This is a genomic window from Serratia proteamaculans (assembly GCF_946227095.1).
In the GTDB taxonomy this organism is placed as follows: Bacteria; Pseudomonadota; Gammaproteobacteria; order Enterobacterales; family Enterobacteriaceae; genus Serratia; species Serratia proteamaculans_E.
The window spans coordinates 127,878-141,500 of sequence record NZ_CAMISV010000001.1; the positions used below are offsets into that span (position 1 = coordinate 127,878).

Consider the following 13,623-nt stretch of genomic DNA (forward strand, 5'->3'; position numbering starts at 1 on the left):
AGGCGCCAGCGATTATCTCTGGCGCCTTTTTCTTTGTCTGCGGATCGCTCAACGAGTGCATTGCCGCCCCCAACCTTTTATCATAACGAAATAAGCAACCTATAACAGAGAGAGGATGGCACGTGGAATATGACTTAATTGTTGTGGGCAGCGGCTCGGTAGGCGCGGCGGCAGGTTACTATGCGACACGGTCCGGCCTGAAAGTATTAATGATCGACAGCGCGATGCCGCCACACCGTAACGGCAGCCACCACGGCGATACCCGCATCATCCGTCATGCCTACGGCGAAGGTGAAAAATATGTGCCGTTGATCTTGCGCGCTCAGGCCTTATGGAACGGGCTGATTAAACAAACCGGCGAAGAGCTGTTCCAGGACTGCGGTGTGCTGAACATCGGCCCGCAGGATTCTGAGTTTATCAACAACGCCCAACACAGCGCGCAAAAATTCCGCCTCAATACGCAAAACCTTAGCGCAGAACAAATTAACCAGCGGTGGCCGGAATTCAACGCACCGGAAGGTTACGTGGGAGTATTTGAGCCAGACGCCGGGTTCCTGCGCTCGGAGCAGGCCATTACCTGCCTGATTAAATTGGCTAAAGAGGCCGGCTGCGGACAATTATTCAATTGCCCGGTCAGCGCAGTGCAGCCGATCGAGGGTGGTATTGAAGTGGTCACCCCTGAAGGCAGTTTTCAGGGCCGTAAATCGGTGGTCACCGCCGGAACCTGGGTTAAAGCCCTGCTGCCAGAGTTACCGATAGCCCCACTGCGTAAGGTATTTTCCTGGCATCAGGCGGATGGTCGCTACAGCGTCAACAACCGTTTCCCGGCGTTTACCGTTGAAGCGCAGGACGGCAACCATTATTACGGTTTCCCTGCCGATAATGACGGGTTGAAAGTGGGCAAACACGACGGCGGCCAACCAATGGAGACACCGGAGCAGCGCAAGCCTTTTGGTAGTTTCACCACTGATGGAACCGAAGTTTTCCACTTCCTGCGTCAATTTTTGCCGGGTGTAGGGGTATGTTTACACGGTGAAGCATGCAGTTATGATATGAGTCCAGATGAGGATTTCATTATCGATACTCTGCCAGAATGCGATCGTTTAATGGTCATCAGCGGTCTGAGCGGCCACGGTTTCAAGTTTGCCAGTGTGTTAGGTGAGATCGCTGCGCTGTTTGCTGAAGATAAAAAACCACCAGTGGACATCGCCCCCTTCTCACTGAAACGCTTTGATTAACCCCTTCCCGCTCACTTAATCGCACCCGCCCACCCACGCGGGTTGCGATTACGTTTTTAGTTACATGGCAAAACTATCATAACAATCTGAAATATATTGTGAAAAATATTCCAACGGAAATTTCTGGCGTAAGTATCCGGATTTCCGAATTGATCCCCCGTGGTGTAAGTTCTATTTTACAGCTGATATGCCCCTGCTATTTCTTCGAACAACAAGGACGTCACCATGAAACTGCTTGTCGTGGACGAATGCTGCTTCACTCGGGTCGGGATCGATAACTACTTTACTGACAATGTTTTCGCCCAGGTGAAATGTTGCCACAGCCTGGAACAGGCGACTCCCCTGCTGGACCACTATCGGCCAAGTCACATTCTGGTAAACCTGACCAAACATTGCCGTCATAGTGAAGATGATGCTCAGTTGCAGGCCTTTATTGAGGCCAGCCCATCGGCACTGTTGTTCATTTATCTGGATACGCCTTACCCCTACAGCGAAACGCCAATGCGCATCGCCGATCATGCTTTCCTGTTCAACAAAGCCACTTTGCCGGTGACGTTGCGGATGATGCGGGAAAAACCGGTGTCACTGATGGATTGCAGCGTTGAACATTCGCTGTTCAGCCCGCAGGAACTGACGGTGATGAAGCACTGGATGGCAGAAATGCCCAATTATCGCATCGCGAAAAAGCTGCAAATCAGTTCGCATACGGTTTATGTTCACAAGCGTCATATCACCGAAAAAATCAACGCCCGCAATCGGCTGGAGTTTTATTCGCTGTATAACGTGCTGCGTTACTTCTACCCGCCAAGCGTCCCCACCAGCCCAATGTCACTGTCCCTGCTGGCGGTATAATCCAAAGCCTGCGCCCAAGCAGGCTGATTTCCCCCTTTTAATTTGCCTCTGCTCCACGCTTTGCCCTCTCGACGGTATTAACGCCGCCCGCAAAAATCTATACTCTGCCTGTCCTTATCTTTTGGCTGCTGCGAATGCTAAACAAAATTCTGTCGGTGATCGTCAACAATGTGCGCGAACATCTGGTGCTGTATATCTGCCTGTGGCTGGTGTTGTTAGCGCTGGACGTCTATTTTTTCTTTATACCTTAATCATGCCCCCCACGTTCCCCCGTTTGCGCTATAGCCATTTTGGCCTCCCTGAACAGGTCATTGCCCTGGAACAGACCGAACTTCCCAGACCGCAACCCCATCAGTTGCTGCTGCAGATGCGCTATGCCCCTATCAATCCATCCGATCTGATCCCAATCTACGGCCAGTATGCACACCGTATCGCTCTGCCCCAGACTCCTGGCTACGAGGGCATTGGCGTGGCAACAGATCCCCATGGCCAACCAACCGACAGACGAGCGCTGGCCGTCATGGGGGACGGCAGTTGGCAAACTTTTATCACACTCGACCAAGATAAAGTCATTTGGGTACCGGACGATATTGATGACGTCAGCGCGGCGCAAATCTACATCAATCCGCTTACCTGTTGGGTGTTGTTGACACAGTGGCTACCGCTAGAGGTTGGCGACATCCTGCTGATTAACGGTGGAGGGTCGGCGATTAGCCTGCTGTTCTGCCAGTTAGCGGCGCTACGCGGAATTAAATTGGCCGTGGTAGTCCGTAATGCCGTCCATCGTCAGGCGCTGCTGAATGCCGGTGCCTGGCGGGTTCTCGAAAGGGATTTACTGCAACAATATGGCCTGCAACCACTCACAGGCCATACGGCACGGGCGGCGATTGACTGTGTCGGCGGAGAGGAGGGTTTGTATCTGGCGCGCTCGGTCAGCGCCAACGGCGACTTTGTTGCCCTGGGGTTGCTGGGTAACCAACAGGTTGACTGGCAGTACATTGCTCATCAACTGCGCTTGCGTACTTCACTGTTCCACCTGCGCAAATGGAATGCACAGGCAACGCCAGCGCAGTGGCAGGCGGCGTTCCAACAGCTTTTCCACTTGCTGAGAGGTGGACAACTGGAGTTACGTCCCCCGGCAGCCATCTACCCACTGCGGCACTATAAACTGGCGCTGCAACATGCCGCCAACAGCAAGACGCAGGGGAAAGTGTTCTTTACTCCGGAGTGACCTGTTTGCCCGGCTGGCCATCACCGAGGATCACCGCCAGTTTATGCCCACCCTCGGTGGTCTCCAGCGCGATACGGGTAATAATGGTCAAGGGTACCGACAACAACATCCCCACCGGCCCCATCAACCAGCCCCAGAAAATCAATGACAGAAAGACTACCAGCGTCGACAGCCCCAGCCCACGGCCCATCACGCGCGGTTCCAGCATGTTGCCAATCACCAGATTGATAGTGATAAAGCCCGCAGCCACCACCAACGCATCGCCAAAACCATTAAACAACAGGGCCTGAACCAACGGAGGAACGGCGGCGATCACCGAGCCGATATTGGGAATGTAATTCAGCAAAAACGCCAGCAGCCCCCAGATAAAGGCAAAGCGCACGTCCACGACCGCCAGGAATGCCCAGACAATGATGCCGGTAGCCAGGCTGATCGCCGTTTTGATCAGCAGATAACGAGTGACCCCATCCAGTGCGCGCTGAATGTTGGCAATGCCTTCGCTCGGCTTATCCAGAGCCTGCTGCAATTTGTAGGGCAGCAGTTGTACTTCAAACAGCATAAATACCACGGTCATCAGCAACAGGAAAATATTGGTCATCGCGCCGGAGAAGCGGCTCAGCAGACGAGTGATCAGATTCATTGCCGCGCTGGGATCGACATACTGCAACATCGCCTCGGTGGAAATGGTGATGTTAAAACGGTCGGCGTAATGCTGCAGTTCGCTCAGTTTTTCCAGCATCATGCCGCGGTACTGCGGCAGCGAGCGAGCAAACTCATTCAGCGATGCCCCCAACACGCCGACAAACAACATCAGCACCACCACCACGCTCACCACCAGCAAGGTCACACCCAGTGCGCGAGGGATCCGCCAGCGTTCGAGCTGTGTCACCAGCGGATTCAGCACCATGGCCAGGAACAACGCCAGTAAGAACGGCACCACAACATCCACCGCGGCTTTAACGCCGGCAAGAATAATCACCAACATCGCCAGCATAATCGCCAGACGCAGGCTGCGATCGGTCAACAGAGTTCGGCCCATACATGTCCTTTGCATTAATAGCATTGGCCCAGCGGGCCATCAGATGAGTGTTATGTTAGCAAATTCTGGAGTCATGCCGCAGAGGTATTGCCAGGCGAATAAAAATCTCCGTTTGCTGAGTCTCGGCTGGAAATAATCGACAATCTTGACTAGGGTTTATTTGTGAAAAAAACTCGGAATATTTACGTAAAATGACAAAAGCTGACAATAATAAATAAAACCTTTTTATTTCAATTGATAAGACGAAAACAATTAGCACCCTACCGTCATTTATTCAACGATTTCACTGACTAACCTAACGCTATCTCGGCCAAATATACTGACTAATATTATTAAGAAGTAACATAGTTAAATTTATTATTGATTTTATGTTTCTTAAAGTTTAATTATTGCAGCCAGATAATGAGGAAAGTAAGGAAACAGGATGCTTTGGAAAAATACCGCTAACCGTTTTGGCCATATTTCAGTGCTAATCCACTGGCTGGTTGCACTGACGGTGTACGGCATGTTTGCCCTGGGCCTATGGATGGTCACGCTGGGGTATTACGATGTCTGGTATCACCAGGCACCGGAGATTCATAAAAGCATCGGCACGCTGCTGTTTATCGTCATGGTGGTCCGGGTCGTCTGGCGTTTTGTTTCACCGCCACCCAAACCTCTGGCCAGCTATGGCCGTTTTACCCGCGTGAGCGCGATCCTCGCCCATCTGGCGCTGTATGTCGTGCTGTTCAGTATCCTGATCAGCGGCTACCTGATTTCGACCGCCGACGGTCAACCGATCAGCGTTTTCGGCTGGTTCGACGTCCCCGCCACCGTCACCGGTATGGCGGAACAGGCCGATACGGCCGGTACCATCCACCTTTACCTGGCCTGGGTCGTGGTAGTGCTTTCGGTACTGCACGGTCTGGCTGCGCTTAAACATCACTTTGTTGATCGTGATGTTACTTTGAAACGGATGCTGGGTAGCAGCGCCGATTAACCTTTGGATTTATGGAGATTGCTATGTTGAAGAAAACCGTACTGGGCCTGACCGCAGGCGTAATGCTGCTGAGCGCCGGTTCCGCGCTGGCTGCCGACTACAAGATCGACAAACAGGGTCAGCACGCCTTTATCGAGTTCCGCATCCAGCACCTGGGTTACAGCTGGCTGTACGGCACCTTCAAGGATTTTGACGGCGGCTTCACCTTCGACGAGAAAGATCCGTCCAAGGACAAGGTTAGCGTCACGATCAACACCGCCAGCGTCGATACCAACCACGCTGAGCGTGACAAGCACCTGCGCAGCGCCGAGTTCCTCAACGTGGAAAAGAACAAGCAGGCCAAGTTTGAATCCACCGAAGTGAAAAAGAACGGCGAAGGCTATGCGGTGGTCGGGAACCTGACGCTGAACGGCGTGACCAAACCGGTCACGCTGGACGCCAAACTGATCGGCCAGGGCAATGACCCGTGGGGTGGCTACCGTGCCGGCTTTGAAGCCAACGGCAAAATCAAGTTGAAAGACTTTGGCATCACCACCGATCTCGGCCCGGCATCGCAGGACGTGGAGCTGATTATTTCTGTGGAAGGCGTTCGCGCGAAGTAATAATAAAGCGCGGCGGCAAGGCTGCCGCGCTTACTCCTGACTCAGCTTGCCGAGCCTTCATCTTCCGGTGCCGGAATGTGCATCGTGGTCTGCAATAACCCTTTCGACTTATTGAAAATCTTGACGCCATTTTCGCGGCCGGCACGGCGTGCGCGCTGTTCTTCACGCGGCAACTTCAGCTCTTCGCGGCAGATCTCGCTGCAACAGCCTTCAAATTTGGCCGCACAGCTCGGGCACTGAATAAACAACAGGTGACAGCCGTCATTCAGGCAGTTGGTGTGAGTATCACAGGGCGCTCCGCACTGGTGACAATTGGCGATCACATCATCGGAAATCCGCTCGCCCATACGCTCATCAAACACAAAGTTTTTGCCGACAAACTTCAGCGGCAACCCCTGCTCTTTGGCCTTACGCGCATACTCGATAATCCCGCCTTCCACGTGATAGACGTTCTTGAAGCCGTTATGCAACATATAGGCACTGGCTTTTTCACAGCGGATACCGCCGGTGCAGTACATGACAATATTCTTGTCTTTATTGTCCTGCAGCATTTCAACCGCCATCGGCAGTTGGTCACGGAAGGTATCTGAAGGCACTTCGATAGCGTTTTCAAAGTGGCCGACTTCATATTCGTAATGGTTACGCATATCGACAAACAGCGTATCCGGATCGTCAATCATCTGGTTAACACGATCGGCCTGCAGATACTCACCGACGTTTGCCGGGTTGAAGCTCTCATCATCCAGACCGTCGGCGACGATGCGTTCACGCACCTTCAGCCGCAGCACCCAGAAGGATTTTCCATCGTCTTCCAGAGCGATATTCAGGCGTACCTGATCCAGCGCCGGATGCGAGGCAAACAGCGCGGCTTTGAACGCCTCAAACTTATTCTGCGGCACGCTGATTTGTGCGTTGATGCCCTCTTTCGCCACATAAATGCGGCCAAACACCTTCAGCTTGTCGAACTGAACGTACAGGCTGTCGCGAAACGCTTTGGGATCTTCGATGGCGAAGTATTTATAAAAAGAAACTGTGGTGCGCGGCTCGGTTTCCGCCAGCATGCGCGCCTTCAGTTCCTCATTAGAAATTCGGTTATGTAACACTGGCATGGTGTACTTTCCTGTCTTTCGGGAGGTGACTGATTTGAACGCGCGCCGACCTCAGGCCCGCGCGCGGCGCACATAATACCCGAAAATGTGGCTCAAAACAGCATTAACCCGTCGATGAGGCGATGCGCTGGAAACTTGACGCTGTTCACAAATCCCGATACTCCTAAGGAGAGCTTATCCCTTATTTACCACGGATCTGGAGGACGCCATGAGTCAGCTATTTACCCCGATAACGCTGGGAAAACTGAGTTTACCCAACCGTATTATTATCGCACCTATGTGCCAATATTCCGCCGATCACGGCAAAGCCACCGAATGGCATACCCTGCATCTCGGACACCTGTCATTGTCCGGTGCGGGTTTGTTGATTGTCGAAGCCACCTCGGTAGCGCCTGAAGGACGTATTACCCCCAACGATCTCGGCCTGTGGGACGACGCAACCGAACAGGCGTTAGCGGAGGTGGTACAGGCAGTAAAAAAACACGCCACCATGCCACTGGGTATTCAGCTTGCCCATGCCGGGCGCAAAGCCTCCTGCGCTGTCCCCTGGGCAGGCGGTGGTCAGCTTAATGCCGCCAACGGTGGCTGGCAGACGCTCTCCGCCTCCGCGGTGCCCTTCGCCCAGCAGGATGAATCTCCCGCAGCAATGAACCTGGAGCAGATTGAACGTTTGAAAGCCCAGTTTGTTGACGCGGCAAAACGTGCCGATCGGCTCGGTTTTGAATTAATTGAGCTGCACGGTGCGCACGGCTACCTGTTGCACCAGTTTCTTTCGCCGCTGGCCAACCAGCGTAGCGACCAATACGGCGGCTCATTGCAAAACCGTATGCGTCTGCTGCTGGAGATTTATACTGAAGTACGTGCCGTATTCCCGGCGCACAAGGCTCTCGGCGTACGTATTTCCGCCAGTGACTGGGTCGAAGGGGGTTGGGATGAACAGCAGTCGGTTACGCTGGCAAAAACGCTGAAACAGCTGGGCTGCGACTATATCCACGTTTCCAGCGGCGGTCTGTCACCGCTGCAGAAGATCCCGGTGGGTCCTAATTATCAGGTGCCGTTCGCCGAAACCATCAAGCGGGAAAGTGGGTTGCCGACAATTGCTGTCGGGCTGATTACCGAACCGGAACAGGCAGAGGCGATTGTCGCCACCGGCCAGGCGGATATGGTAGCGCTGGCACGCGGCATCCTATACAACCCACGCTGGCCATGGCACGCAGCCGCTAAACTGGGTGAAAAGGTCAGTGCACCGCCGCAATATTGGCGCTCTGAACCGCATGTCTTAAAAGGGTTGTTTAAAAACGGCTAAGGAAACTGGGGTGAGGCTTAGCGACGCCCACCCCGGCATTCGGTAAAACCGGAAATTACTATTCCCGCCAACAGGGTGCCACCCGACACCGCCAGCAACGGATTAAACTGCAGGTGTGCCCCCAGGCTGCCCAACAATGCCCCGGTAACCAATAGCCCCGCACTTAACCATGATGCCAACATAAAACCCCCTGAATAATTGCGCGAGATAATACGCGTCTGTCGCTTACAGATTTTATCCTTTAGAGCGATTTGGTCGAATTATTCGCCAACTTATATCTATTCATCATTAAAAATGAGGTTTTAATGCGGTGCCTTTTCACGTTGTGCGATAAAAATGCCACAATACTCGGTTATAAACGGCAGAAAATCGTGCAGGGTCAAGCCTCCGGTGAAGGACAAACCCTCCCATCATTCTGTTATTATCATTAAATGACTGCTTCTAAGCTGAGAACACATGACTCAAGTTCCTTCTTTTAATCGCTCTTTACTGCATCCGCGTTATTGGCTTACCTGGATCGGCATCGGTTTACTCTATCTGCTGGTCTTACTGCCTTACCCAATTATCTATCGCCTTGGCACCTCACTGGGTCGCTTTTCCATGCGCTTTCTCAAGCGCCGCGTGGAGATTGCCCAGCGAAACCTGATGCTGTGCTTTCCTGACATGCCGCAGGCCGAGCGTGATGCGCTGGTGGTACAGAACTTTGAGTCCGTCGGCATGGGGTTATTTGAAACCGGCATGGCGTGGTTTTGGCCAAACTGGCGCATCGAGCGCTGGTTCCAGGTCAGCGGGCTGGAACATATTCAGAAGGCTCGCGACAACCATCAGGGTGTACTGCTGATCGGCCTGCACTTCCTGACGCTGGAGCTCGGTGCGCGGATCTTCGGCATTCATAACCCGGGTATCGGCGTTTACCGGCCGCACGACAACAAACTGATGGACTGGCTGCAAACCTGGGGCCGCATGCGCTCCAACAAATCGATGCTGGACCGTAAAGACGTGAAAGGCATGATCCGTGCGTTGAAACAGGGCGACATCATCTGGTACGCCCCGGATCACGACTACGGCCCGCGCAGCAGCGTGTTCGTCCCGCTGTTCGCCGTAGAGAAAGCCGCCACCACCACCGGCAGCTATGTGCTGGCGAGGATGGGTAAACCCGCGATTATTCCTTTTACCCCGCGCCGCCTGCCGGACGCCAAAGGGTACGAGCTGATTATGCAGCCGGCGGTGGAAAACTTCCCGCTGGATAATGAGCTCGAAGCAGCCGCCTTTATGAATAAAGTGGTGGAGAAGGAGATCCTGATGGCACCGGATCAGTACATGTGGCTGCACCGCCGCTTTAAAACTCGTCCGGAAGGTGAACCCTCACTGTACTGACTCCTAACCCGCCGCCTGGCGGGTTTTTTATTCCGCTGATCTTGAGAATCAGCGGTAACGGTGGGATGGTAAAGTCTTCGTCGCTAATCCTGGAGTTGTTATGTACATCGTTAACCTGACCTACCACCGCCCGATAGCCGAAGTCGATAGCCACCTTGAAGGGCACATTGCCTGGCTGAAAACATATTTCCAGGACGGTACCTTCATCGCCTCTGGCCGTAAGAATCCGCGCACTGGCGGCGTGATCCTGGTGAAAAGCATGGATCGTGCCCAACTGGACGCCATTGTCGCGCAAGATCCCTACAACGCCGTAGCGCACTACGAGATTACCGATGTCGGCCTCTCCACTACCGCCAGTGGTTTTGAACTGCTCGCCGGGCTTTAAATCCGCCTTTTTTCCGCGCGTACAGCGCGGAATACTGCCAATATTCTATTTTTAAAACTTTATTTCATTTTCGACCTATCCCTCCCCACATCAATTGATGCCACCTATAATTAAGCGCATACTTATCAGGCTAACTTTTTTGCTTTGCCCCCTTGCTTGTGCACGCCCGCAAAGCGCCCCACCTTATGCAGCAGGAAAATATGGCTCCGCCAGAACCCATCAACTGGAAACGCAATCTTTTTGTCACCTGGCTGGGGTGTTTCCTCACCGGTGCCGCCTTCAGCCTGATCATGCCATTCCTGCCGCTTTATGTAGAAACCCTTGGTGTCACCGGCCACCAGGCGCTAAACATGTGGTCTGGCCTGGTTTTCAGTATCACCTTCCTGTTTTCTGCCATTGCCTCCCCGTTCTGGGGCGGGCTGGCCGACCGGCGTGGACGTAAACTGATGCTGCTGCGATCGGCACTGGGCATGGCGATTGTGATGCTGTTGATGGGCATGGCGCAGAATATCTGGCAATTTTTGGCGCTGCGCGCGGTACTGGGCCTGCTCGGCGGTTTTATCCCCAACGCCAACGCGCTGATCGCCACTCAGGTGCCGCGTAATCGCAGCGGCTGGGCGCTGGGCACCCTGTCCACCGGCGGGGTCAGCGGTGCCTTGATTGGGCCGCTGATTGGTGGTCTGTTAGCCGATCAGTATGGTCTGCGGCCGGTGTTCTACATTACCGCCGGTGTGCTGCTGGCCTGCTTTGTTCTGACGCTGCTGTATGTCAAAGAACAATTCACCCCGGTGCAGAAAAAAGACATGCTGCACGCCCGTCAGGTGTTTGCGGCGCTAAAAAGCCCCAAGCTGATCCTCAGCCTGTTTGTCACCACCATGATTATTCAGATCGCTACCGGATCCATCGCGCCGATCCTGACGCTGTACGTGCGTGACCTGGCCGGGAATATTCATAATCTGGCCTTTGTCAGCGGTTTGATCGCCTCGGTGCCGGGCGTCGCCGCGCTGATGAGTGCGCCACGACTGGGTAAGCTGGGCGACAGGATCGGCCCGGAGCGTATTCTGGTGTTTATGCTGATCGTGTCGGTGCTGTTGCTGATCCCGATGGCCTTTGTGCAAACCCCGTGGCAACTCGGCGTACTGCGCTTCCTGCTGGGTGCAGCCGACGGTGCGCTGCTGCCGGCGGTACAAACCTTGCTGATCTATAACTGCACCAATCAGGTCGCCGGGCGGATTTTCAGCTATAACCAATCGTTCCGCGATATAGGCAACGTCAGTGGCCCATTAATGGGGGCTGCTGTCTCGGCCAGCTATGGCTTTCGCGCAGTATTCTGCGTCACCGCCGTGGTGGTGCTGTTCAACGCTATTTATTCCTGGTGGTGTTTGCAACGCCGACCGGCGCGAATGAGGGAAGACACCCTGCAGGAAGAGTAATAGGCGTATTTATCACCAGTTCCCTCACTTAAATGGGCCGACGGCCCGTTTACCCTACTTTTAGTATTGATACCCCTCAGAGCCTCCCGGTCGCCCTCCATCAGAATAATCTTAATGTAATCACTTGTTTTTAAAAAAGTTATTAACTTTTAGCGCAATAAACCACCTGTCAATAACATTCCCGCCTAAACCAACATAAAAACCAGGAAAGGAGATGTTTGTCGACTTTTCATCTAAAAAATGGGATACAGGGACTAGACAAAACCACCATCCAGTTATCAAATGGTTAAATAATATCACGCCCAATGTAAAGCATTGGCCAAGTGAAAAAAGGCCGACGCGCTTTCCACGGTTAACGGGCGCTGCGGCAGCGGTTTTGTCGGGTAATCCGCACTGGGTGGATCACCTTCCTTAAATACACATACATACCACAGTATAAGCTGCATCAATGCGGCACATTTTATTGGGAAGACGTTATGCAATCCTCTGTTAATAACCAAGAAAGCCGGACCTTCTTCGGCCATCCTTATCCGCTGGGATCCCTGTTTTTTACCGAAATGTGGGAGCGGTTCTCGTTTTACGGTATTCGCCCATTACTGATCCTGTTTATGGCCGCCACGGTCTACGACGGCGGCATGGGGTTGGCACGTGAAAACGCTTCGGCGATTGTCGGTATTTTTGCCGGCAGCATGTATCTGGCGGCCCTGCCGGGCGGCTGGTTGGCCGATAACTGGCTGGGTCAGCAAAAAGCAGTCTGGTATGGTTCGATTCTGATCGCCCTCGGCCACCTGTCGATCGCGCTGTCTGCCTTTATGGGCAACAACCTGTTCTTCATCGGCCTGATGTTTATCGTGCTGGGTTCCGGCCTGTTCAAAACCTGTATCTCGGTGATGGTCGGTACGCTGTACAAGAAAGGCGACAACCGCCGTGACGGTGGTTTTTCACTGTTCTATATGGGCATCAACATGGGCTCGTTTATCGCCCCGCTGATCTCTGGCTGGTTGATCCGTTCCCACGGCTGGCACTGGGGCTTCGGCATTGGGGGTATCGGCATGCTGGTGGCGCTGGTGATTTTCCGCGTCTTTGCCGTCCCGGCAATGAAACGCTATGACAGTGAAGTGGGCCTGGACTCTACCTGGAACAGCCCGGTCGCCAAGAAAAACGGCGTCGGCGCCTGGCTGATTGCGCTGGCCGTCGGTGCGGCGGTGATTATCACCCTGATTGCCCAGGGCATCATTGTGATTAACCCGGTCGCCGTGGCCAGTACGCTGGTTTACGTGATTGCCGCCTCGGTCACCCTGTACTTCATTTACCTGTTCGTGTTTGCCGGCCTGAGCCGTAAAGAACGCGCCCGCCTGCTGGTCTGCTTCATCCTGCTGGTGTCCGCGGCCTTCTTCTGGTCAGCCTTTGAACAGAAACCGACCTCGTTCAACCTGTTCGCCAACGACTATACCAACCGTATGATTGGCGGCTTCGAGATCCCGGCGGTGTGGTTCCAGTCGATCAACGCCCTGTTCATCATCCTGCTGGCACCGGTATTTAGCTGGGCATGGCCAGCATTGGCGCGTAACAAAATCCGCCTGAGCAGCATCACCAAGTTTGTTATCGGTATTCTGTTTGCCGCTGCGGGCTTCGGGCTGATGATGCTGGCTGCGCAGAACGTGCTGAGCAATGGCGGTGCGGGCGTGTCTCCGCTGTGGCTGGTCGGCAGTATTTTAATGCTGACGCTGGGTGAGCTGTGCCTTAGCCCTATCGGGCTGGCGACCATGACCCTGTTGGCGCCGGAAAGAATGCGTGGCCAGATGATGGGCCTGTGGTTCTGCGCCAGCGCGCTGGGTAATCTGGCGGCCGGTCTGATCGGTGGCCATGTGAAAGCCGACCAACTGGGTATGCTGCCTGACCTGTTCGCACGCTGCTCGATTGCGCTGTTGATCTGCGCCGCAGTATTGACCCTGCTGATCGTCCCGATCCGCCGCATGATGGAAAACACTCAGGGCAAAAGCGCACAGAAACCGGCCGCCAACGCCTGATTACTGTTTCGTTTACCCTTCAGCCAGCGCCCGGTGCGCTGG

14 protein-coding genes are annotated in these 13,623 nt (G+C 54.0%); 11 read left to right on the forward strand and 3 right to left on the reverse strand.

Annotation, left to right across the window (positions count from 1 at the left end):
• The first annotated feature begins 122 nt into the window (after positions 1 to 122).
• The 4 genes from solA to OC597_RS00785 all read left to right on the forward strand — a co-directional run bounded on the left by solA (position 123) and on the right by OC597_RS00785 (position 3,321).
• The gene (gene solA, locus OC597_RS00770; RefSeq protein WP_262207021.1) at positions 123 to 1,238 is read left to right on the forward strand and encodes an N-methyl-L-tryptophan oxidase; all 1,116 of its coding nucleotides are present in this window, start codon (positions 123 to 125) and stop codon (positions 1,236 to 1,238) included.
• A gap of 225 nt (positions 1,239 to 1,463) precedes the next feature.
• Complete coding sequence (locus tag OC597_RS00775) at positions 1,464 to 2,090, forward strand: LuxR C-terminal-related transcriptional regulator (protein WP_262207022.1); 627 nt, start codon at positions 1,464 to 1,466, stop codon at positions 2,088 to 2,090.
• A gap of 134 nt (positions 2,091 to 2,224) precedes the next feature.
• On the forward strand, positions 2,225 to 2,341 hold the full coding sequence (locus OC597_RS00780) for a DUF2770 family protein (protein WP_261253716.1): 117 nt from the start codon (positions 2,225 to 2,227) through the stop codon (positions 2,339 to 2,341).
• Between the two features lie 23 nt (positions 2,342 to 2,364).
• Positions 2,365 to 3,321, forward strand: coding sequence for a zinc-dependent alcohol dehydrogenase family protein (locus OC597_RS00785; protein ID WP_262207024.1), 957 nt, complete (start codon positions 2,365 to 2,367; stop codon positions 3,319 to 3,321).
• Here the strand turns inward: OC597_RS00785 and OC597_RS00790 are convergent.
• Positions 3,308 to 4,360 carry an AI-2E family transporter gene (locus tag OC597_RS00790; RefSeq protein ID WP_261253712.1) on the reverse strand — a complete coding sequence of 351 codons (1,053 nt, stop codon included), beginning with the start codon at positions 4,358 to 4,360 and terminating at the stop codon, positions 3,308 to 3,310. The two genes, OC597_RS00785 and OC597_RS00790, sit on opposite strands and share 14 nt — an antisense overlap.
• Before the next feature lie 424 nt (positions 4,361 to 4,784).
• Between OC597_RS00790 and OC597_RS00795 the strand changes: the two genes are divergently transcribed.
• Entirely contained in the window at positions 4,785 to 5,339 is a 555-nt protein-coding gene (locus OC597_RS00795) for a cytochrome b (protein WP_261284228.1), read from the forward strand.
• A gap of 23 nt (positions 5,340 to 5,362) precedes the next feature.
• Positions 5,363 to 5,941, forward strand: a complete 579-nt coding sequence (locus OC597_RS00800; RefSeq protein WP_261253708.1) for a YceI family protein — start codon at positions 5,363 to 5,365, stop codon at positions 5,939 to 5,941.
• Positions 5,942 to 5,982: 41 nt separating this feature from the next.
• Here the strand turns inward: OC597_RS00800 and trhO are convergent, their stop codons facing one another.
• A complete protein-coding gene (gene trhO / locus OC597_RS00805; RefSeq protein WP_261253705.1) occupies positions 5,983 to 7,050 on the reverse strand; it encodes an oxygen-dependent tRNA uridine(34) hydroxylase TrhO in 1,068 nt (355 codons plus the stop codon).
• Positions 7,051 to 7,258: 208 nt separating this feature from the next.
• Between trhO and OC597_RS00810 the strand changes: the two genes are divergently transcribed.
• Positions 7,259 to 8,356, forward strand: a complete 1,098-nt coding sequence (locus OC597_RS00810; RefSeq protein WP_262207026.1) for an NADH:flavin oxidoreductase/NADH oxidase — start codon at positions 7,259 to 7,261, stop codon at positions 8,354 to 8,356.
• 17 nt (positions 8,357 to 8,373) lie between these two features.
• Here OC597_RS00810 and OC597_RS00815 read toward each other — a convergent pair whose 3' ends face one another.
• Entirely contained in the window at positions 8,374 to 8,538 is a 165-nt protein-coding gene (locus OC597_RS00815) for a histidine kinase (RefSeq protein WP_262207027.1), read from the reverse strand.
• 274 nt (positions 8,539 to 8,812) lie between these two features.
• Here OC597_RS00815 and OC597_RS00820 point away from each other — a divergent pair, with 274 nt between their 5' ends.
• The 4 genes from OC597_RS00820 (at position 8,813) to OC597_RS00835 (ending at position 13,581) form a co-directional block, all read left to right on the forward strand.
• Positions 8,813 to 9,733, forward strand: a complete 921-nt coding sequence (locus OC597_RS00820) for a Kdo(2)-lipid IV(A) acyltransferase (protein WP_261253700.1) — start codon at positions 8,813 to 8,815, stop codon at positions 9,731 to 9,733.
• A 100-nt stretch (positions 9,734 to 9,833) separates the two neighbouring features.
• Positions 9,834 to 10,118 (forward strand): YciI family protein, encoded by a 285-nt coding sequence (locus tag OC597_RS00825; RefSeq protein WP_261253699.1) that lies wholly within the window; start codon positions 9,834 to 9,836, stop codon positions 10,116 to 10,118.
• A gap of 200 nt (positions 10,119 to 10,318) precedes the next feature.
• Complete coding sequence (mdtG, locus tag OC597_RS00830) at positions 10,319 to 11,551, forward strand: multidrug efflux MFS transporter MdtG (protein WP_262207029.1); 1,233 nt, start codon at positions 10,319 to 10,321, stop codon at positions 11,549 to 11,551.
• Positions 11,552 to 12,027: 476 nt separating this feature from the next.
• Positions 12,028 to 13,581 (forward strand): peptide MFS transporter, encoded by a 1,554-nt coding sequence (locus tag OC597_RS00835; RefSeq protein WP_129934979.1) that lies wholly within the window; start codon positions 12,028 to 12,030, stop codon positions 13,579 to 13,581.
• The last annotated feature ends 42 nt before the right edge of the window (positions 13,582 to 13,623 follow it).

What these genes read in the sequence shown, in the direction of transcription:
- trhO (WP_261253705.1), bottom strand. Translation starts at nt 7,050, where the DNA reads ATGCCAGTGTTACATAACCGAATTTCTAATGAGGAACTGAAGGCGCGC.
- OC597_RS00835 (WP_129934979.1), top strand. Translation starts at nt 12,028, where the DNA reads ATGCAATCCTCTGTTAATAACCAAGAAAGCCGGACCTTCTTCGGCCAT.
- OC597_RS00775 (WP_262207022.1), top strand. Translation starts at nt 1,464, where the DNA reads ATGAAACTGCTTGTCGTGGACGAATGCTGCTTCACTCGGGTCGGGATC.
- OC597_RS00825 (WP_261253699.1), top strand. Translation starts at nt 9,834, where the DNA reads ATGTACATCGTTAACCTGACCTACCACCGCCCGATAGCCGAAGTCGAT.
- OC597_RS00800 (WP_261253708.1), top strand. Translation starts at nt 5,363, where the DNA reads ATGTTGAAGAAAACCGTACTGGGCCTGACCGCAGGCGTAATGCTGCTG.
- OC597_RS00790 (WP_261253712.1), bottom strand. Translation starts at nt 4,360, where the DNA reads ATGGGCCGAACTCTGTTGACCGATCGCAGCCTGCGTCTGGCGATTATG.
- mdtG (WP_262207029.1), top strand. Translation starts at nt 10,319, where the DNA reads ATGGCTCCGCCAGAACCCATCAACTGGAAACGCAATCTTTTTGTCACC.
- OC597_RS00810 (WP_262207026.1), top strand. Translation starts at nt 7,259, where the DNA reads ATGAGTCAGCTATTTACCCCGATAACGCTGGGAAAACTGAGTTTACCC.
- OC597_RS00820 (WP_261253700.1), top strand. Translation starts at nt 8,813, where the DNA reads ATGACTCAAGTTCCTTCTTTTAATCGCTCTTTACTGCATCCGCGTTAT.
- OC597_RS00780 (WP_261253716.1), top strand. Translation starts at nt 2,225, where the DNA reads ATGCTAAACAAAATTCTGTCGGTGATCGTCAACAATGTGCGCGAACAT.
- OC597_RS00815 (WP_262207027.1), bottom strand. Translation starts at nt 8,538, where the DNA reads ATGTTGGCATCATGGTTAAGTGCGGGGCTATTGGTTACCGGGGCATTG.
- OC597_RS00795 (WP_261284228.1), top strand. Translation starts at nt 4,785, where the DNA reads ATGCTTTGGAAAAATACCGCTAACCGTTTTGGCCATATTTCAGTGCTA.